Source organism: Embleya sp. NPDC059237 (genome assembly GCF_042754105.1).
Taxonomy (GTDB): Bacteria; Actinomycetota; Actinomycetes; order Streptomycetales; family Streptomycetaceae; genus Embleya.
The window spans coordinates 1-20,825 of sequence record NZ_JBHZAE010000006.1; the positions used below are offsets into that span (position 1 = coordinate 1).

At 71.5% G+C, this 20,825-nt stretch carries 9 protein-coding genes and 1 pseudogene; 4 read left to right on the plus strand and 6 right to left on the minus strand.

Annotated elements, in window-relative coordinates; genetic code table 11:
- A pseudogene (locus ACFXKZ_RS19630) lies at positions 1–711 on the plus strand (phospholipid carrier-dependent glycosyltransferase); the annotation flags it as partial.
- An 18-nt stretch (positions 712–729) separates the two neighbouring features.
- Here the strand turns inward: ACFXKZ_RS19630 and ACFXKZ_RS19635 are convergent.
- From ACFXKZ_RS19635 to ACFXKZ_RS19660, 6 genes are all read right to left on the minus strand, one after another.
- A complete protein-coding gene (locus ACFXKZ_RS19635; protein WP_380002094.1) occupies positions 730–1,197 on the minus strand; it encodes an SRPBCC family protein in 468 nt (155 codons plus the stop codon).
- A gap of 42 nt (positions 1,198–1,239) precedes the next feature.
- Positions 1,240–2,406 (minus strand): phosphatidylglycerol lysyltransferase domain-containing protein, encoded by a 1,167-nt coding sequence (locus tag ACFXKZ_RS19640; protein ID WP_380002096.1) that lies wholly within the window; start codon positions 2,404–2,406, stop codon positions 1,240–1,242.
- 226 nt (positions 2,407–2,632) lie between these two features.
- Positions 2,633–6,817: a beta-ketoacyl synthase N-terminal-like domain-containing protein gene (locus ACFXKZ_RS19645; protein ID WP_380002098.1), complete on the minus strand. Its 4,185-nt coding sequence runs from the start codon at positions 6,815–6,817 to the stop codon at positions 2,633–2,635.
- 5 nt (positions 6,818–6,822) lie between these two features.
- Positions 6,823–13,191 (minus strand): SDR family NAD(P)-dependent oxidoreductase, encoded by a 6,369-nt coding sequence (locus ACFXKZ_RS19650; RefSeq protein WP_380002100.1) that lies wholly within the window; start codon positions 13,189–13,191, stop codon positions 6,823–6,825.
- Positions 13,192–13,213: 22 nt separating this feature from the next.
- The gene (locus ACFXKZ_RS19655; RefSeq protein WP_380002102.1) at positions 13,214–14,800 is read right to left on the minus strand and encodes a PfaD family polyunsaturated fatty acid/polyketide biosynthesis protein; all 1,587 of its coding nucleotides are present in this window, start codon (positions 14,798–14,800) and stop codon (positions 13,214–13,216) included.
- Between the two features lie 57 nt (positions 14,801–14,857).
- Positions 14,858–16,012, minus strand: a complete 1,155-nt coding sequence (locus tag ACFXKZ_RS19660) for an SDR family oxidoreductase (protein WP_380002104.1) — start codon at positions 16,010–16,012, stop codon at positions 14,858–14,860.
- A 404-nt stretch (positions 16,013–16,416) separates the two neighbouring features.
- On the opposite strand from ACFXKZ_RS19660, the gene ACFXKZ_RS19665 reads away from it, so the two are divergent.
- The 3 genes from ACFXKZ_RS19665 to ACFXKZ_RS19675 all read left to right on the plus strand — a co-directional run bounded on the left by ACFXKZ_RS19665 (position 16,417) and on the right by ACFXKZ_RS19675 (position 20,746).
- Entirely contained in the window at positions 16,417–18,813 is a 2,397-nt protein-coding gene (locus tag ACFXKZ_RS19665) for an MMPL family transporter (protein WP_380002106.1), read from the plus strand.
- Positions 18,814–19,032: 219 nt separating this feature from the next.
- Positions 19,033–19,827 (plus strand): thioesterase II family protein, encoded by a 795-nt coding sequence (locus ACFXKZ_RS19670; RefSeq protein WP_380002108.1) that lies wholly within the window; start codon positions 19,033–19,035, stop codon positions 19,825–19,827.
- Positions 19,828–19,882: 55 nt separating this feature from the next.
- Positions 19,883–20,746, plus strand: a complete 864-nt coding sequence (locus ACFXKZ_RS19675) for an SDR family NAD(P)-dependent oxidoreductase (protein ID WP_380002110.1) — start codon at positions 19,883–19,885, stop codon at positions 20,744–20,746.
- The last annotated feature ends 79 nt before the right edge of the window (positions 20,747–20,825 follow it).

Below are 20,825 nucleotides of genomic sequence, written 5' to 3' on the forward strand. Positions count from 1 at the left end.
TGGACCGGCTGGTTCCTCACCGACAACGGCTACTTCCGCCACTGGGCCGACGACCGCGCCGGACTGTCCCCCGACCACATCCTCGGCATCCCACTCCCCCAATTCGGCATGACCTGGGTACCCGCACCCCTACGCAGCCTGTGGCACTACCACGCCGAAATGTGGTCATTCCACACGCATCTGGAGGCTCCGCACGACTACCAGTCCAACCCGTGGAGTTGGCTGGTCCTCGGCCGACCGGTGCTCTACTACAACGAGACCCTGCGCCAGGGCACGGCCGGATGCGGCGAGCAGGAGTGCTACCGAACCATCATCGCCATCGGCACGCCGCTGTTGTGGTGGACCGGGGTGGTCGCGGTCGGCTACCTGCTGTTCCGCTGGGCGGGCCGACGCGACTGGCGCGCGGGCGCGATCCTGTGCGGGCTGGCCGCCGCCTACCTCCCCTGGATGGCGTACCAGCAACGCACGATCTTCCTCTTCTACGCCGTCGCGTTCGTCCCGTTCCTGTGCCTGGCCGTGACCATGATGCTCGGCGCACTCCTCGGCCCACCCGGAGCCACCGAACGCCGACGCGCCCGGGGCACCGCCGCAGTCGTCGCGATCATCGCCCTGATCGCCTGGAACTTCCTCTACTTCTACCCGATCCTCGCCGGCGAGACGATCGGCCGAAGCGCGTGGCTGGACCGCCTGTGGTTCGGCACCTGGATCTGAGCCGGCGAAGTAGCGCCGTCAGCGGGCCCCTTCGACATGGGCCGCCAGATTGGCCAGTGAGGAGGCGATCCCGGCCTCGTGTACCGCCTGATCGATCCCGGCCGGCACATCCGTGGCGGTGACGGTCACCTCGGTCCCCGCACCGGCGGCAGCGAGGTGCCAGGTCATCGTCATGGTTCCCGCGTACGCCGGATCGTCGGCCTCGAACACCGCCCGCTGCACCACACGTTCCGACGGCACCAGGTCGGCGAACGCGACGTCGACGACATCCGTCGCATCCGAGGTCTTGCCGGGGCCGTCGGTGGCGTCGAGGTACGTGAGGACCATCCGAAACCCCCCACCGGGCCGGGGATCCCACCGCTCGATCCGCCCGCGCATACCGCTCGGCGGCAACCACGCCTCGAGGGATTCCCGGTCGAGGAGGGCACGGTAGACGGCCGCCGGCGCCGCCGCGATCACCCGACTGACCCAATCGATCCTGTCCATGGCCCGAGTCTAAAGTTGCCGACCCGGCAGGGCATCCGGCGATCACAACAGGCGGGTGGCGCGTAGGAGATTCCATACGGCCGTCACTCGGAAGCGGTCCTGGAAGGCCACGTACTCGGGTTCGCGCACATGCGGGGCCCACTTGAGTTTGAAGGCTTCCTGGGTCCGCGCCGGGTACAGTTCGCGCCCACGCTTGGTCCCCTGTCGAAGCATCCACGCGAACAGGGGGGAGGCGCTGGGGGGTTCGTGCTCGTCCGCGAGTCCGACGAACGGCGCGAGCCCGAGGTGGAGCCAGCCCGCGCCCTCCTCGGTGAAGGTGTTCAACGCCGTGAGGGTGATCAGTTCATGGGTGCCGACGGGCGCTTGGGGGCGGCGGCGCGACAGGTCGCACAACCACCCCGGTCGACTTCCCCACGCGGGCGCGTACGTGATGTAGGCGACCACTTCCCCGCGGTGCCGGGCCAGGAAAGTACGGCGCAACCTCCGGCCGATTCCGCCGTGTTCGCCGACCATGAAGGACAGTTGCCGAACGAGTCGGCCCTTCTCGCGCAGCCACTCGCGGTCGATCCGCTCCAGGGTGTGTCGGTCTGGAACGTCGTCGGATCCCACCTCCGTGACGACGACCCCTTCCCGTCGGGCCCGGGAGACATTCTGCCGGACCTTGGCGAGGGGTTTGCCGCGCAGCGTGAAGCGGGACAGGTCGATGCCGTACGCGACGCCGAGTTGGTTCACCGCGAAGCCGCGGTCGGCGTAGAGCCCGATGTCGTGCGAGCGCAGCTGAACCGCGGTCAGCACCCTGCGCCGGCCGGGGCCGCGGTCGAGCGTGCGCAGGTATTCGTCGAGCAGCGCCCCTCGGTGCGCGGGCGCCGCGAAGGGTCCGGCGAACTGGAGGTGGTGGCGCCGCCCCGGCAAAAACGCGACGAGCCCCGGGACGCCGCTCCCGTAGTGGTGCCGCGTTCCTGTGTTGACCGCCAGGAAGGCGCTCGGATGGTCGGCGTGCGCACGCAACATCCCGATCGGGTCCTGCCCGTCCGCCATGGCAACCGCGACCCCGGTCGCCGCCCCGGTACCGCCGGGCGCGGGCCCTCGGCTTCCGCCGGCCACGCCCCGCTGTACCGGCACCACGCCGCTGTCGCCGTCGCCGCCCTTCCCGTTCCCGCGATGCCGGTCGTTCCGGACGGAAGGCGGCTCTTCTGTGCCGAAGGTCATGGCTTCCCCAAGCTGAGGCGGTCGTGTCGCAGGGTCAAACGAGCCGTCCGGAGGTGCTGACACGCCTTCACCGCGAAAAGGCCGGGAGGTTCACTCGTTCCACGTCGCGTACGGGGCGACTTGGCGCAGGCGGACGCGCTCGGCGCGGCAGGCCCGGGCAGTGACGGTGGGCGGGCCCCGAAGGAACCCGCCCACCGCTACGACGTCGACCGTGTACCCGTGTCGGCTACGGCCGGTTCTCGACGGTGACCGACTCGGCGTCCGCGTGCACCACGAGATGGTGCCGCGTGTCCGGTTGGTCGGACAACCAGGCGATCCGGTTCTCCACGTCCACGACGACCCGGGCGGGATGTTCGCCGTGGGCCCGGGCCACGTGTTCGCGCATCGCCACCTCCTCCGCGTGCAGTCGGGCCGGGGCGCCGGCGGGCAGACCGTAGACGTAGGCCAGTCCGCCGGTGGGCCAGTCGGCCGTCTCCAGGACCGCCCGATCCAGTCGGCTTGCGCCGTCCACGACCTGGGACAGGCTCATCTTCGGCGCGGGTCGGCGTTCCAGGAGGAAGGCCCGCCGATCGGCGCCGGATTGCAGTTCCAGCACACTCGGCGGGGACACCATGCTGACGTTGCGGAACGCGGCGCACAGCCGATCCCCCGCCAGCACCTGGAAGTCGACGAACAGCAGATCGCCCTCGGCTCCGCCCGGTCGGGCCTCCACGCGCAGTTGCCCCTCGGTGGGGAACGGGGCGAAGAGGTCCATGCGGACCAGGCCGTGCGGATACGGCACCACATTGGGCCCGACCTGCGGGTACGGCAGCCAGAACACCCGATCGGCGATGATGTGCGTCGCCGCGTCGAGCAGCCCGGGATGGGTGAACGTGCCGGGGACGGAACCCCGTTGCGCGTCCAGGATCCCGAAGGCGCCACCGCTGCCGTAGCCGACCTCGGTGAGGTAGCGGAAGGCCGGGCCGTGTGGCAACCGATGTGTGAGGTAGGGCAGTTCGGCCGGCTGCGCATCCGCCAGCGGTGGCAGCGGAGCCGGCATTTCGGGCCGGTCGAACGTGATCGTCGCCTCGGCGACGAGTTCGAACCTGGACAGCGCCTCGTTCCGGGCCGGCCGCCACATCAGCAGGCTGACGTGCACGTCCCGGCCCCGATCGGCCATCGGCTCGACCCGGGTGAGCAGCCGGGTGGGGCTCACCACCGGGATCCAGCGCTGGAGGCGCAACTCCCGCAGGCCGGTGGCCCGCAGGCCGGTGTACGTACTCGCCGCCTGGAACAGGTGATCCACCGTGCACATCATCGGCAACACCGGCAATGTCCAGGTGGGACAGTGGTCCAGCACCCACGGATCGGCATCGGGACTGACCACGAACTCGCGTTCGGCCGGGCCCGGTTGCGGCTCCGGGACGAGCGCCGCGACCTCGGCGACCGGCTGGACCGGCTCGATCGGCGGGGCCGGCGGGATCGACGGCGTCGGCAGGGTCGGAGCGGCCGAGGCAACCGGAGCAACCGGTCCCGCCGAGTCCGCCACCAAGGCCTCCGTTTCCGCTCCATACGACTGTTGGAACGCGCCGGCGACTTCCAACAACGCCCGGGTCGCCTGCCGCTGAACCTCCAGGAACAGCAGGTGATTCTCATGCCGGGTGTTCATGAAATGCACATGCGACCTGCCGACGGCCCGCTGATGCGCACTGAGCGCGGTCGGCACCAGAGTCTCCTCGACCGAACCCACCGGCACGGACACCGGAACGGGAGCCGGAGCGGGAGCCGGAGCCGGAGCCACAACCGAACCAGGAGCGGGCCCCGGAGCCGCCACCGGCACGGCCACCGCAGCCGGAGCCACCGCCGGGCCCGCACCTCCGCCGATCTCCGCCGCCGGCACCGCCCGAGCCGCGGGCAGCGTCACGAGTTCCCGCGCCGGCCGCGCGTCCTGAAGCCGAAGCACGGTCCTGAGGTCGAAGAACGCGATGCTGGACAACCGCCTGGCAGGCGTCGGCCCCTCCGCCCTTCGTCCCAGGGTCGCCACACCCGTCGCCGCCGGAGCCGTATCCCCGGCGCTCAGCAGGAGTTCGGCCGGAGGCGCACCCAGCGGGGCCACGGTCACCTTCGCCCTCGCCAACTCCGCCCGCGGAAACGCCTGTGCCCCCACGGCCGGCACGGTGCGGTGATACAGCGCCACCGCGGCGCACGCCACACTCAACAGCCCGGCCGCGCAGTGCGGACGACCGAACAGGCCGGAGGGATCCAGCCGGTCCGGCCGATCCGCCGGCGCCGACGAAGGATCGAGGTCGCCGACCACCAGGTCGACGGCGCCCGCTCCCGCATCGGCGCCGGCCTCGTCCTCGCCCTGCGGATCGATCAGGGCAAGGATGGGGTCGCCGTCCCGGCGCGCGTGGTCGAGCCGCTTGAGGGCCAGCACCACCGCCGCGTTCCCCTCGGCTCCGGGGAGCCCGAGATCGCGGACGACCGACCGATGCACCACCGTCGAGGCGAGGTCGACCGCGCCCACGAGCGCCGCGTCGCTCGCTCCGCTGCCGATCGCGTCGACCGCGAGGTCGAGCGCCCGGATCCCGGATGCCTCCTCCGCGCAGACCGCGACACTGGCGTCGGTCAGCCGAAGTTGCGCGCTGATCCGGTTGGCGGCGATGTTGCCCAGGCCCCCGAGGGACCACGGCGGACAGTTCAACGGATCGGCGACCCGCTCCTCGGAGGATGCCGCGGCCGCCGCCGAGCGGCGCGCGTCCACGGTCGTACGGTTGTGCCAGACGGAGAACTCGGCGTGCACGGTCGCACTGCCGACGCCCACGAGCACCATGGTGCGCTCGTCGGGCAGGGTCAGCGCGCGGGCGGCATCGCGCGCGGCCTCCAGGACCAGCAGGTGTTCCCCGGAGGTCTGCAGCATGTCGTTGGGCGGCATGCGCAGGCCGTCCACGCGCAGTTCCACCGTGCGCGGCGGCCGCAACCTCGGCTCACCGGTCAGCAGCGCCTCGACGAAGTCGCCGGTGGTGTCGCCGTCCCCGACGCGGGCGCCGAGGCCGACGATCGCCACTTGGTGCCGGCGGCGCGCGGCGGGGCCGGGCACGGCCACGCCGGGGAAGGAGGTCGCCGCCCGGTCGGCGGTGTCCCAGGCATCCACGACCAGGTGCGCATTGACCCCGCCGAACCCGAAGCCGCTGACCGCGGCCCGCCGCAGCCCCCGCCATTCCTCCGGCCCGGCCAGTGGCCGCAGCGGTGTGCCGCGCAGGGCCTCGTTGGCGTCGTCGGCACCGACGGTCGGCGGCAGTGTGCCGTGTTCCATCGCGCCCAGCACCTTGAGCAGCGCGGCCCCGGACGCGGCGGTGAGCGGATGACCGAGGTTGCCCTTGACCGACCCGATCGGCAGATCCGTACGCTCCGCGAAGATCCGGGCCGCGCAGCCCAGTTCCACGGTGTCGCCGACCGCCGTGCCGGTGGCGTGGCACTCCAGCAGCGACACCGTCTTGGGGTCGATCCCCGCGGCCCGATAGGCCAGACTCATCGCGCGTTGTTGCTGACCGCCGTCCGGGACGAGCATGCCGCCCCGACCGCCGTCGTTGGTCGCCCCGATCCCACGGATCACGCCCAGCACGGGTACATCCGCGGCCAGCGTGTCCTCCAGTCGCATCAGGGCGACCATCGCGGTGCCCTCGGCGGGCACGAGGCCGTCGGCCTCCCGGTGGAAGGGCCGCGACCGCGCACTGGGGCTCAGTGCCCCGAGCCGGCCCATGCCGTGGCTGATGATCTCGGGCGCGCCGCCGTTCAGCGCCCCGGCGACCATCAGGTCCGCCTGCCGGAAGTGCAGCTTCCGGCAGGCGAGTTCGATCGCGTACAGCGCGGAGGCGCAGGCCGCCTCCAGGACCACCGCGCCGGCCCGCAGCTCGAAGGCCTGGGCCACGAGTTGCGCCGGCAGGCCGAAGCAGAATCGGCTCATCGGGATCGGCGAATGCCGGTCGTGCCGGGGCCACTCGGCCCGGACCTCGGCCGGCTGCGACCGCAGCCAGACGTCCTCGGCGTACGCGACCATCGACGTGGTCGGGCACGAGATGTTGCCCAGGACCAGGCCCGTGCGTCGGTGCAGCCCGAGCCGGTCGACCTCGGCGAGCGCCTGCCGGGTCGCGTGCACGACCCAGCGCACGGTCGGGTCCAGGCCCTTGATCTGCTCGGCGTCGATGGCCAGGCCGTACGGGTCGAAGCGCTCCTCGAACCCGGTGACGTGGCCGAACACCGTGCTCGCCGGGTCGGCCCCGCTCCACTCGGGCCCCGCCGTCGGGCGCCCGATGGAGAACGGGGTCAGCCGTACCGCGCCCGAGACCACGGTCTCCCACAGTTCGGCGGGCGTGTGTGCTCCGGGCAGGACGCAGCCGCGTCCCACGATGGCGATTGCGGGGAAGTCCATGCCCCTCACGCGTCCGTCGAGATCAGCGCGGGCCGGGTCGCGGTGGACAGGTCCGGACGGTAGATCATCTCCACGCCGCCGAGCACGGCCAGGACCCGTTCCACGCCGTCCTGTTCGAAGGTGAGCCAGATGTCGCAGACCGCGTCGTCGGTGCCCTGCTTGACGCTGCGCACGGTGCACTTCACCGGTGTCGTCACGGCACCGGTCGACACCACGCGCACCTCACGGATGCCCATCGGCAACGACTGCACGCTGGCCGAGGACAGCACCCACAGGCAGGCCGCCTGGAGTGCGCCGTCCATCACGAGCGGGTCGGTCCGCCAGGTGTCCTGCGCCCAGCCGAGGTGCCGCGCCCCGATCAGGTCGCACGTCGCCCCGGTGGAATTCAGCCCGGTGATCGTGTCGATGGCGTGGAAGCTCGGGCCGTGGAAGAGCATCGCTCCGTCGTAGACGGCGCTGCCCGGGTGTACCTCGAAGTTCTCGTCGACGGGCTCCGCGGCCGGGGCGGTCAGCTTCGCCGCCTCGCCCGGACCCGCGAGGGCCGAGTAGTGCAGCGCGCCGTCGGGGCTCTTGAGTTCCAGGCGCAGCGTGGTGTCGGGGTGGGTGCCGTCGGGACGCACGTGCACCCGCAGTCGGGTCTCCTCCGTCCCGAACTTCTCCAGCGCGATGGTGCGCAGTACGCGCAGGTCGCGGACCAGGAGGGAACCGTTGTCCGGCAGCGCCTCGCGCGCGGCGGCGGCGAACCATTCGAGGACCAGCGCCACGGGCACCACGGGGCGTCCCGCGATGCTGTGGTCGATCAGGTACGGGTGGGTGTCGGCGCCGACGACGATCTCGGTGACGTCCGGTTGGTCGGTCGGGTCACCGGCGGGGGTGGCGGCGCCGGCGGCGATCGAGACGCAGGCCGGGCCGGGTTGTTCGAGTTCGGTCATGAACGCCTTGACGCCGGCGGCCTCTTCGAGGAGCGGGACGCCGAGCCGGCGGAAGTGCTCGGCGTGCGCCGGGGACACCATGCCGGCCGCCCACGGGCCCCAGGCGACGGCCTTGACCGTGGTGCCCGGGCGGTGCGCCGCCTCGGTCGCGGTGATCTGCTCCATGGCCTGGTTGGCCGCCGCGTAGTCGCACTGTCCGGCGGTGCCCAGTCGCGCGCTGACCGAGGAGAAGGCGCACACCAGGCGCACCGGGTCGTCGGCGGTCAGGTCGAGGAGGGTGCGGAATCCGCGCACCTTCGTGTCGTAGACGGTGGTGAACTGGGCCTCCGTCTTGGCCACGATGTTGCTGTCGGCGATCACGCCGGCGGCGTGGATGACCCCGGTGATCGGGCCCCAGTCGCGGCGTACCTCGGCCAGCGCCTCGGCGACGCGCTCGCGGTCGGTGGCATCGGCGGTGACGTAGCGGGTCTCCGCGCCGGCGACGGCCAGCTCGTCCAAAGTGCTGCGGATCTCGCGGGAGGCGAGCACGCGGCCGGAGGCGACGGCGAGTTCGGCAAGGGTCGGGGTCGCGCCGGTGTGCTCGTCGCGCCGGCTGCCCAGGATCTGACGGATGGCGGTCTCGTCCGCGGCGCCGCGCAGTTCGTCGTCCTCGTCGACGGGGCGGGTCCGGCCCAGGAGCAGGAACTTCGGCCGGTGTGCGCGGGCCAGGGCGAACAGGCAGGATGCGGTGATGCCGCGGGCCCCACCGGTGACCACGACCACGGGGTCCGGCCCGAGGTCGAGCGGCCGGGGCGTGCCCATCGGCTCGGTGCTGCCGCGCAGCAGCGCGCGCGAACCATCGGCGGCCAGCGCGACGTCGGTGACGTCGTCGCCGTGCAGAAGTTCGGTGGCGATGGCCTGGGCGATGTCCTGCGGGACGCGCCCGGCCCGGTCGATGTCGATCGTCTTGATCGAGGCGTGGGCCCATTCGTTCGCGGCGGTACGGGCGAGCGCGGCGATGCCCGCGCAACCCTCGCGACCGCGCACGCCGGAGGTGCCGAACGCGCCGCCGGTGTCCTGGACGACGACCAGTACGCCGCCTCGGCGGTCCATCGCCGAGGCGATGGTGCGCAGGGTCGTGAAGACCTCGCGGGTGGGTGCGTCCGGGTCCTGCTCGGGGTCGATCCCGCGCAGGCCGGCGAGGGAGATCACGGCGGTGGAGTCCTCGGTCACGCGGTCGGTGACGGAGGCTTTGATGCCTTCGCGGCGCAGGGTCTCGGCCAGGCATTCGGCGACGCCGGTGCCGTCGTCGGTGATCAGCAGCGGTTGTTCGCGCAGGCCCTTGAGCGCGGCGCCGGCGGCGGCCTCGACGGGTACGAGGGTGGTGCCGGTGCGCAGGACCGTGAACTGCGGCGCCTCGTGCTTGCTCTGCGCGGGAATCTGCTCCTGCGGACGAGCGGCCGGCGCGGCGGGGGCGGCGACGGGCGCCTGGGGCGGCGCGGGGGTGGCGTCGGGGGTGCGCATCGAGGTGATCTTCTCGGCGATCGCCGCGATGGTGCGCAGCCGGGCCAGGTCGGCCGGATCCACGTCGGCCTCACCCGGGAAGTGGTCCCGCAACCGGGTCAGGATCTGCACCCGCTTGATCGAGTCCACACCCAGGTCCACCTCCAGATCCATCTCGGGCGTGAGCATCTCGACCGGGTAACCGGTCAACTCCGCCACGATCGCCAACGCCACATCCGCGCCGCTCTCCTGAACCGGAGCCGGCGCCGGCGCCGGAACGGCGGCCGGAGCAGGGGCGGGAGCGGCCGCGAGCGCCGGTGCCTGGGTCGGGGCCGGGATCTGCGCCATCGCGGGTGGCGCCTGGACCACACTCTGGTGCGCGACGGGCGCGACGGGCGCGACCGGAGCCGGAGCAACCGGCGCCGCGGGCACGGGCGGCCGGGCCTGGGTGACCGGGGCCGGCGCCTGGTACGCCGTCGGCATCGGCGGCGCGGGGCTGATCTCCAGAGCCGGCGGCCGGGCCTCCAGCGCGCGCGGGCCCGGGGCGATGGGCGCCGGCATCTCGACCGGGGCGTGCGTCGGCGCGGCCGCGGCTCGCGGCTCGGCTCCGGGCCGCCAGGCCATCAGCGCGTCGAGCGAGGTCTTGGCCAGGTCCAGGTAGGAGGCGTGACTGGCCGAGGTCGTGCTCTGGTACGCGCTGTGCGCGTCGCCCGCCTGGCGCTGGACCTCCAGGAACGCGTGCAGCCAGGCGCCGGAGGCGGTCACCGGCGACCAGGTGGACCCGGACGAGGTGACGTCGTGCGTCGTCGGTTCCGCGGCCGGCGGGTCGTAGCGCACCGGCACGGCGGGGGCCGGCTGTACCGGAACGGGCGCCGGTACATAGGCGGGCGCCGGTGCCGGCGCCGGTGCGGCGGCCGCGAACTGTGCAGGAGCCGCAGGGGCAACCGGAGCCGCGGGCGCAGCCGCGACCGGCGGCGCCGCCTGCACCCGAGCCGGCGGAGCCGCCTGCGTGACGGCGAGCGGCGCCGGCGGCATCGGCCGCGCGGCGGCGGCCGGCGGCGCCGGGCTCGTCGTCGCGGCGGCCGGCGGGAACCCGGTGCCCGACTGGTGGACCACGGGCACGGCGGGGGTGCTCTCGCGGTGGCCCACATCGGGGTTGGGACCGGAGATGGGGATGGTCATACCCGTCCTTGTCAGCGATGGCGAAGGAGTGCTCGAGGTGAACGAGGCCCACAGCGGGGCGAAGTCCAGGGGGCGACCGGCGACGGCCAGCGCGCCCAGGACGCGGTGCAGTGCGGTGAGTCCGGATCCCCGGGTCTGGTCCGCGCTCAGCGCGAGGTGGGGCCGGTCCGCGAGGATCCTGCCGACCAGGCCGGTGAGTACGGTGCCCGGGCCGGCCTCGACGAACGTACGGACGCCGTCGTCGTGCATGGCCAGGATCATGTCGGCGAACCGCACGGAGGAGGTCACGTGATCGTGCAGCACAGTGCGGATCGCGGACGCCTCGCCGGGATACGGCCGGGCGTCGGCGTTGCCGTAGACGGCCATGCGCGGCGTCGCGAACTCGTACCGCTCCAGGGTGGGCCGCCACCCGGTGGTCGCGGACTGGAGCAGCGGGCTGTGGAAGGCGCAGGAGACGGCGAGCCGTTGGGTCCTGAGCCCCTGCTCCAGCGCGCGCTTCTCCACCTTGACGATCGCGGATTCCGCGCCCGAGACGACGTGCTGCGTCGGGGAGTTGTAGTTCGCGACCCAGGCTCGGCGGATGCCGCGGACCAGATCGTCGGCCTCCTTCGCGGAGGCGGTGACGGCGAGCATCGCGCCCGACACCTTGCCCGCGTCGCGCAGGAGTTCCCCGCGGGCCCGGGCGAGGGCCATCAGGGTGTCGTCGTCGTAGACGCCGGCCGCGTGCAGCGCGGAGAGTTCGCCGAAGCTGTGCCCCGCCACGCAGTCGGGTTCGAAGCCGACCGCGCCCAGGATCTCCCGCATCGCCAACGCGTGGGCGGCGAGCGCCGGTTGCGCGCATTCGGTGGCCTTGAGCCGTTCGGACTGCGCGCGTTCGCCGGCCTTGTCCACGGCCGGCGGCGGGAAGACGAGGCGGTGCAGCGGGTGTCCGTCGATCTCGAAGCCGGCCAGCCGGTCCCACGCGGCGAGCGCGAGCGGCTGGTGCAGCACGACGTCCATGCCCATTTCGGGGTACTGACTGCCCTGCCCCGGGAACAACAACGCGATCTTGTCGGTCGAGGCGGGACCGCACGCGTAGCGCACGCCACCGGGCGTGTGGAAGGCCGCCCGAGCGTCGGCCGCGATCCGGCTCCGCGCGTCGGCCGCCTGGGCCCGGAGGTCGTCCTCGTCGCGAACGACCAGGCACAGCCGGTGCGTCGCCCCGGCGTCGAAGGCGAGTTGGGTGCGGCGCGCCAGGTCCGCCGGCGGCGCGGTGTCCGCGGCCAGCGCGTCCAGCGCCGTGACCAGCGCGGGGCCGGAATCGGCGCTCAGCAGCAGCAGTTCGCTGGGCGCGCTGCGGGTGTACCGCTCGCCCGCCGCGGCGGTTTCCGCCGTGCGGTGCTCTTCGAGGGTGACGTGGAAGTTGGTTCCGCCGAACCCGAAGCTGGAGACCGAGGCCCGCCGCGGGTGGTCGGTGCCGCGGATCCAGGGCCGGGTCCGGGTGCTCAGGTAGAAGGGGCCCTTCTCCAACTCCAGGGAGGGATCGGTACGGTCGGCCTTGATCGTGGGCGGCAGGATCCGGTGGTGCAGGGCCAGGGCGGCCTTGGCCAGTCCGACGGCGCCGGCGGCGGTCCGGGTGTGGCCGATCTGCGACTTCACCGATCCCAGCGCGCAGCGCGCGATGTCGGCCGGGTCGCCCGTGCCGAACACCTCCTGCAGGGCGGTGACTTCGGCGGTGTCGCCGGCCTTGGTACCGGTGCCGTGGGCCTCGATCAGCTCCACCGTCGCGGGGCTGTAGCCCGCGCTGGCGTAGGCCCGGCGCAGCGCGCGGACCTGTCCGGCGACGGCGGGGGCGTAGATCGAGGATCCGCGTCCGTCGGAGGAGGTGCCCACGCCGCGGATCACCGCGTAGATCCGGTCGCCGTCGCGTTCGGCGTCGGTCAGGCGCTTGAGCATGACCATGGCCACGGCCTCGCCCAGGAGGGTGCCGTCGGCGTCGGCGGAGAAGGGCCGGCACTCGCCCGACGGGGACAGCGCCGGGGTCTTGCTGAAGCAGGTGAACCCGAAGGCGTCGCACAGCGGGTCCACGCCACCGGTGATCATCATGTCGGCGCGGCCGAGGGTGAGTTCGTCGATGGCGGCGCTCATCGCGGACAGCGAACTGGCGCAGGCCGCGTCGGTGGTGTAGTTGCTGCCGTGCAGGTCGAAGTGGCGGGCGACGCGGCCGGCGATGACGTTGGTGAGCATGCCGGGGAAGGAACTCTCCTTCCACACCGGATACGAGGCGGCGATGGCCTCGCACAGCTCGTCGGCCTTGGCCTCGGGCACGCCGCGCGCGAGCATGACCCGGCGCCAGGTGGGCCGCTGGGACCGGAAGGACATGCGAAAGGCCAGCTCGGTGGGGCTGGCTCCCAGGATGATGCCGGTGCGTTCTCGCATCGTCTCGGACGGGCCGCCGTCGCCGCAGGCGTCGCGCAGGACTCGTTCGGCCGCGACCAGGCTCAGCAGTTGTGCGGTGTCGGTGGCGTCGATCGTGGACGGTGGGGTGCCGAAGGCCAGCGGGTCGAACGCCACCGGCGACATGAACGCCCCGCGCTTGCCGTAGGTCTTGTCGGGGGCGGTGGGGTCGCTCGAATAGTGATCGCTGATGAGCCAGTGGGTGTCCGGCACGTCTCGGATGAGGTCACGGGCGTGGACCACGTCGCGCCAGAACCCGCCGACGTCCGAGGAACCGGGCAGCAGGGTGCTCAGGCCGACGACGGCGATGGGTGGTTGGGAGGGACGGGAACTCTCGGGCACGGGACTCCTTGCCTTATGCGAGTCAGAGGAGTTCATGGGCGTGGACGGTGAACGCCTGGGGGGGCAGGTCGACACCGTGGCTGCGCAGTTGCTGCGCGCGGGTGAGCACCGTCGCGCCTTCCATGAGATTGCGGGCGATCTGCACCACGGACAGGTTCGCGGGATCGGCGAGGAATCCGTCCTTGCGCCAGTCGTTGAACGCGCCGACCGCGGGACCGCACCAGATCTGGTAGTCGACGCTGCGGTCGGCAACCCCGGTGGTCGCCCAGGTGCTGGACATGCCCAGGTACCAGCGGAACACCAGCGCCATGCGGTGTTTGCCGTCCACGGCCGCGCGGTCGGCCTGCGCGGGTTCCCTGGTGCGCCAGAACTCCTCGGTCTGGGCCCACACCTGCGCCACCGGCTGACGGAACATCTCCCGTTCGAGTCGGGCGATTTGGGCCGGCGGGATGTCCTCCAGCGACTCGTGGTCGCGGTACAGCTGGAAGAGCCTGGAGGCCCGGGCGGCGAACATCGTGCCGCGGCTGAGGACCTGCACCTTCGAGCCCATCTCGAACATGTCCGCGGACGGCGCCATGGCCACGTCCATCGTGTCCGCGGCCTGGAGCATCGTGCGGGCCCGGTCGGAGGTGTCGGCCTCCAGGCTGAGCTGGTTGACCGATCCGGTCACCACGTACGCGGCGCCCATCGCGAACGCGGCGGCGACGGCGTGCGGGGTGCCCAGGCCGCCGGCCGCGCCGATCCTGGTGCGCGGCGTGATGCCGTGTCGGTGGGCGACGGTGTCGCGCAGGGCCAGGATCTGCGGGAGCGCGGTGGACAGCGGCCTGCCGTCGGTGTGCCCGCCGCTGTCGGACTCCACGGTCAGGTCGTCGACCATCGGCACTCGGGCGGCGAGGGCCACCTCGTCGGCGGTCAACAGGCCCTGGGCGAGCAGTTCGTGCAGCAGCTCGGGGGGTGCCGGTGCGAGGAACTGTTCGGCCACCTCGGGCCGCGAGACCTTGGCCATCATCATCCGGGGACGCACGATCCGGCCGTCGGCGCGCATCTGCAGGCCCGCCGCGCAACAGTGCACGAGGGCGCGGGTGACCTTGCTGAACGCCGACACCGACACGCACCGCACGCCGTGTCGGATGGCGAGGGCGGCGACCTCGTCCTCCCACACGGGCGAGTGCGGGTTGTGGATGATGTTCACCCCCCACGGGGCGTGTTCGGGCAGCCTGTGGCGCAGTTCCTCGATCGCCCGACGCACCGCGTCGATCGGCAGTCCGGCCGCTCCGAAGATGCCGAGCAGGTCGGCGCGCGCCATCGCCTCGACCATGGCGATGCCCGCGATGCCCTGCGCCATCTCACCGGCCACATAGGGGAATCGCACGCCGTGGTCGGTGGTGAACGAACGATCCCCGAGCCATTCGGGATACAACGGGGAGAGTGTGCCGACGACTTCGCAGCCGTCGACGGGCGCGTCACCCAGGACGGCGCCGGTCACGGAGTCGGACAGGCGCCGAACGATCGTGGCCATGCTCCGCGGTTGGCGAAGCACGGCCAGGAGACCGTCGGCGGTGGGATCCGACACGTCACGACGAGGTGATGCCTGCAGTCCGATGGTCATGAACGGTTTCTCCTGTGGCCTTTCGGAAAGGGTGTCGGACTCGGGTTTCGTCGACCGTCAGAGAATCCCGTGCGTGCCGGCCAGGAGATAGGCCATGTCGACGGTCGTCCGGGAACAGGGTCCGCCCAGGACGCGGCGCGCGTTGCGGTCGTCGAAGACCCGCGTGTGCCGAAAGTACGCGGCGAACCCGGCGTAGCTGTGAAAGCGCTGCTCGGCCGGGGAGAGCCTTTCGGGCAGCTCGGGCCGGAGGACGATGCGGATCGGGGCAAATTTCTCGAAGAGTTCGATGAGCGTCGTGGCGGAGACGTCGTCCGGGTGGACGATGTGGTATGTCTCCGCGTCCGTGGACCGGTGTTCCGCGGCGATGCTCACGATGGCCTTCGCGGCGTCCTCGACGGGGAGGCAGTTCAGCCGCGCGTCGGCCTGGCCCTGCATGTGGATGACCGGCCGCAGACCTCGTGGAATGGAGAGTCCGGCGATGCCCCTTTCGATCGTCGACGCACGCAGCAGCGCGCTGATGGTCTGAAAGGGGTGCGCCGGGAGTCCCGGGGTCGGCGGCCGGTCGGTGAGGAGAATGCTGGGTCGCATGACCAGCGCCGGCATTCCGTTTTCCCGGGCCCATCGGCCGACCAGGGATTCGGCGTCGCACTTGGACCGCTCGTATTCGTTCTCGAAGCCGTAGGCGTCGATCAGGTCGGCTTCGGCGACGGTGCCCGAGCGTCGGGCGCCGGCCACGAACGCGGTGCTGACATGGCAGAACGGCGCGCCGTGTGGGCTCCTTGCGGCGATGTCGAGGAAGTTTTGCGTTCCGTTGACATTCACTGGCCGGATCGCCCGGGCACCGGTGTTGAGATCGATGTTTCCGGCACTGTGGAGGAACATGTCGGCGCGCCGGACGAGTTTTTCCACCCGGTCGTCGGGGAGGCCGAACAGGGGACGCTCGATTTCGATGTCCAGTTCGTCGGCGCGGCGACGAAATTTCCGAATGAAATCCGGTGTCTCGCCCAGTCGACCGAGGGCATGCGAGATTCGGTCGATGGCGCTCGTACTGCTGCGACGCGAGAGCAGCATGACGGAGCAATTCCGATTCACGAGTTCACGAACGAGCCGCAGACCCAGGAAACCGGTGCCTCCGGTCAATACAACCTGCACGGTCTCATTCCTCTTCTCGTGGAACCGATGGCCGGCTATTGCGACGTCGATACTATCCATGCGCGGGCGCTGGAAAAGTCCACGCCCCGGCGCGGGAAGTCAGATTCACCGGTATGGGCTAGTTCCGAGCCGGGGTGTCGATGGGCATATTTGTCCACTCACTCGCCGGCCGGAACCATCCGATTCTTATACATACGATTTATTGCGGTGCGGCGGCCCTGGCGGGCAATAACGAGCTGTGGTCCGTATGCGCGGTACCCTCGCTTGCGGTGCGAACAATTCCGCCGAATATCCGTGGACGCGGCGGACCGTCGCGACAGGATTCGCCCCTGCCCGGCCGCCCGACGCGATGGCGGCCCGGAGTTCGCCATGCCCGCGCCCGAGCCCGTGTTCCCCGCACCCGAGCCCGGTTCACGGGCGTCCTCGCCCATCGCACAGACGACGTCGTCCTGGGAGGACACACAATGCTCGACACCATCCCGGTCCCACCTCCCGAACACGAGACGCCGGATCCGCCCGGCGACCCACTGGGCCGCCTCGCCGGGCTGTGCGTACGGCACCGCCGCCCGCTCCTGGCCGGCGCGCTGATCGTCCTGCTCCTGGCCGCCGTCGTGGTCGCCGGCGCAAAGGACCGCTGGTCCAACGGCGGTTTCACCGCGACGGGGACCCGGGCCGCGGAGGCCGAGCGGGTCGCCGCCCGATACGGGGCCGACGCCGCGGACCTGGTGTTCTACCTCCGCGCCGACAAGCCGGTGGACGACGCCGAGGTCGCCGAGGCGGGCCGGCGGATCACCGCGCTGGTCGCGGGCCGACCGGGCGTGGACGCGGCGCAGTCCTACTGGACCACCAACTCCCCCCTGTTGCGCTCGCGCGACGGCAAGGGCGCGCTGATCCGCGTCGACCTGGCCGGGAGCGAACGCGACGGCGCGGTCGCCTCGCGCGCCCTGGTCCCCGCCGTGCGCAAGGCGGCGGCCGGTCTGCGAGTCGACACCACCGGACCCGCGTGGTTGAACGCGCAGGCCACCGACGAGTCCGAACGCGACCTCGAACGCGGGGAGTTGCTGGCGGCGCCGCTGACCATGATCATCCTGTTGCTGGCGTTCGGATCGTTGACCGCGGCGGCGATCCCGCTCGCCATCGGCGCGGTCTCCGTGGCCGGGGCCCTGGCCGTCCTGGCCACACTGACCCTCACGATGCCGATCACCGTGTTCGCGATCAACATCTGCGCGGCACTGGGCTTCGCCCTGTCCGTCGACTACGCCCTGTTCATCGTGACCCGCTATCGCGAGGAACTCTCCCGGGGCGTCGAGTCGCGCCGGGCCATCGTGCTGAGCATGGCCACCGCCGGGCGGGCCGTGCTGTTCTCCGCGGCGACGGTGGCGCTGTGTCTGTCCGCGCTGTTCGTCTTCCCGCTGGAACTGCTGCGCTCGTTGGCGTGGGCATCGATCCTGGTGGTGGGCATCTCGTCGCTGACGTCCCTGCTCGTACTGCCCGCGCTCCTGGCCGTGTTGGGGCCGCGCCTGGATCGACTGGACCCGTTCCGCCGCTTCCGGCGCGGGCACGGACGGGTGGGCGGCGGCAGCCCCGCCTGGCGTCGCATCGCCACGCTCGCCACCGCCCGACCGATCCTGTGCGGAGGCACCGCCGCGGCCCTCCTTCTGGTCTTGGCGCTGCCCTTCCTGCACGCGCGATTCACCACCATCGACGAGAAGATCCTGCCGACGAGTTCCGAACCGCACCGCGCGGCGCAGCTGTTGCGCAGCGACTTCGTCGACCCGCCCGAGCGGATCATCCCGGTGATCCTGCCCCGGGCGAACGCGGCGACCGACGCCCCGGCGATCGACGCCTACGCCCGACGGTTGTCCACGCTGCCCCATGTCGCGCACGTGATCGCCGACACCGGCGACTACCGCGCGGGACTCCCCCTTCGGACATCGGAGTTGCCGGCCGCGCAGCCGGAAGAGGCCGCCGCCGACGGTACGACGAGCGTGATCGTCCGCCCGGCCGCGCCGCCGGAGCCGGCCCGCCCCGCCGTCGTGGGCAGCGTGCTGCGCGTGGTCGGCACGCACGACAGCCAGTCGCCCGACACGGTCGCGCTCGTACACCGGTTGCGCACCCTGCCCGCGCCGCAGCCCCACCTGGTCGCGGGCAAGGCGGCCGAGTTGACCGACACCAAACACACCCTGCGCGAGGCACTCCCCTACGGCGCAGCGATCATGCTGGTCGGCACCCTGGTCATGCTCTTCCTGTTCACCCGCAGCGTTTTGGTGCCGATCAAGGCGGTCGTGATGGGCCTGCTCAGCATGACCGCGAGCCTGGGGGCCATCGTCTACGTCTTCCAGGACGGTCATCTGCGGTGGCTGGTCGGCGACTTCACCACCGACGGCACGCTGGAGACCACGATGCCGCTGCTGACCCTGGCCATCGCCTTCGGCATCTCCGTGGACTACGAGGTCTTCCTCCTCGCCCGCATCAAGGAGGAGTTCGTCCGCACCGGCGACAACACCCGGTCGATCGTCTTCGGAATCGAGCACACGGGTCGACTGTTCACCGCAGCGGCGCTGATCGTCGCCGCCACCATGGTCGCGCTGACCATGTCCCACGTCACCCTGCTCAAGACCGTCGGCGTCGGCCTCGCGGTCGCGGTCGTGGTGGACGCCACCGTCGTCCGCGGCGTCCTGGTACCCGCCCTGATGCGACTCACCGGCCGGGCCAACTGGTGGGCGCCGTCGTGGTCGTTGCCGCGACGCCCCCGCGACACCGGCGCGAAGTTGCCCGACGCCCGTACGGAGGTCGGCCCCGAACTCGTCGGCCAGGCGGCCGACTCCGCCGCCGACGGGGTCGACCGACCCGCCGGCTGAACGCCCTCGCCGGTGCCGGGTCGAAACGGCAAATCGTCCGACCCACAAGGCTGTTCGGATATCACGTGCCGGAACTCGGTCCATTACCCGTTCGGGCGATCGTGTTTCCGGCCGAGCTCCCCCGAGGGCATAGAGTTTCCGCGATCGGCCGGCATTCGCCGAACGCAACCGACCCCCGCCTTTTCGCGTAGTTCGCGTAGGACGAATCGAGAATCGCCTGTGGAATCCATCTGCCGCCCGCTCGGCACTCGCTCTCCGCGTCCGGACCTGGTCACCTATACGCCCCGACCGCACGCGCCGGTACGGATGTTCACCATCCCCTATGCCGGCGCGGACGCGACGATGTTCGCGCCGTGGGTGGATTATCTGCCGGATTCGGTCGAGGTGACGGCCGTACGACTTCCCGGTCGCGGCGCACGTACGGGCGAGGTGTCACTCACCGATCCGGCGCAATTGAGCGCGATGGTCGCGGAACTCGTGCTCGAATCCGACGACGGCCGGCCGTACGTCTTCTTCGGCCACAGCATCGGCGCGATGATCGCCTTCGACACCGTGCGCGAGCTGCGCCGATGCGGTCACCGGATGCCGTCGTTGCTGGCCCTGTCGGCCGTGCCGCCGCCGCAGGGCGGCGCGTTCGCGCGCGCGTGCCAGCCGATCCTGATCTCGGACCAGCCCTGGCGGCAGCTGGGACTGACCGACCTGCTGCCGCCCGAGGTGTTTCGCGACCAGGGCTCGATGGCGGCCTTCGGGCCGCCCATGATGGCCGACCTCCTGTTGGCCCTCCAGCACCGGTACGTCCACGAGGCGCCGTTGGATTGTGTGTTGAGTGTCTTCGGCGCCCGTGACGACACCCTGGTCGCGGTGGAATCACTGTCGAATTGGCAGGAACAAACGACACGGCCGCTGCGACTGCGCACCTATCCCGGCGGCCATCTCTACGTGCACGAGGCATTGCCGAGCCTGCTGACCGACCTCTCCACCGATCTGCGCTCCACCGTCGGCGCCTTCTCCTGAATTTCGCAGCCGATGTCCCCTCATCCACGTGCGGTCGAGTTTTTGGAGTGAACCCGTGATTCGAGACTACGCAGGACGCGTGTGCACGGTGACGGGAGCCGCCTCCGGAATCGGACAGGCACTCGCGTTCGCCCTCGCCGAACACGGCGCGCGGTTGGCCCTCGCCGACGTCGACGCGGAGGGCCTGGACGCAACCGCGCGGCGGGCCGAGGAGTTGGGCGCGAATCAGGTGCACGTCGACGTGGTCGACGTCGCGCGGCGCGAGCAGGTGCAGGACTGGGCGGACACCACCGCGGAGCGCTTCGGCCAGGTCAACCTGGTGATCAACAACGCCGGGGTGGCGTTGACCGCGAGCGTCGACGAGATGGAGTGGGCCGACTTCGAATGGATCATGGGCGTCAACTTCTGGGGTGTGGCCCACGGCACGAAGTCCTTCCTCCCGCACCTGCGCCGCGCCGATCCGGCACGCGGCGCCCATCTGGTCAACGTGTCCTCCTCGTTCGGGCTCTTCGGGATGCCCGAGCGCAGCGCCTACTCCGCGACCAAGTACGCCGTGCGGGGCTTCTCCGAGTCCGTACGCAACGAACTGCGCCGTGAGGGCAGCGCGGTCGGGGTGACCACCGCGTATCCCGGCGGGATCAGGACCTCCATCGTGCGCAACTCGCGGGCGGCGCAGAGCACCGACCGGGCCGAGGTCGTGGCGGTGCACGACTCGTTGTCCAGGACCTCGCCGGAGCACGCGGCGCGCGTGATCCTCGGCAGCGTCCGCAAGCGCCGCACCCGCGTGTGCATCGGCCTCGACGCGAAGGTCATGGACCTGGGAACCAGGCTGCTGGGCTCCGCGTTCGAACCGGTCGTACACGCCTCGATCGAACGGGCACGGGCAAAGGTCGTGCGCCAGGCGGCCCCGCGGTCCTGACCAGGCGAAGCCGCACGACCTCCGGTAAAGCACGTCGGCCTGCTCGATCCGATCGGATCGAGCAGGCCGACGTGCTTTA

Coding starts and splice junctions, on each gene's coding strand:
- ACFXKZ_RS19635 (WP_380002094.1), bottom strand. CDS start 1,197: ATGGACAGGATCGATTGGGTCAGTCGGGTGATCGCGGCGGCGCCGGCG.
- ACFXKZ_RS19640 (WP_380002096.1), bottom strand. CDS start 2,406: ATGACCTTCGGCACAGAAGAGCCGCCTTCCGTCCGGAACGACCGGCAT.
- ACFXKZ_RS19645 (WP_380002098.1), bottom strand. CDS start 6,817: ATGGACTTCCCCGCAATCGCCATCGTGGGACGCGGCTGCGTCCTGCCC.
- ACFXKZ_RS19655 (WP_380002102.1), bottom strand. CDS start 14,800: ATGACCATCGGACTGCAGGCATCACCTCGTCGTGACGTGTCGGATCCC.
- ACFXKZ_RS19660 (WP_380002104.1), bottom strand. CDS start 16,012: ATGGATAGTATCGACGTCGCAATAGCCGGCCATCGGTTCCACGAGAAG.
- ACFXKZ_RS19665 (WP_380002106.1), top strand. CDS start 16,417: ATGCTCGACACCATCCCGGTCCCACCTCCCGAACACGAGACGCCGGAT.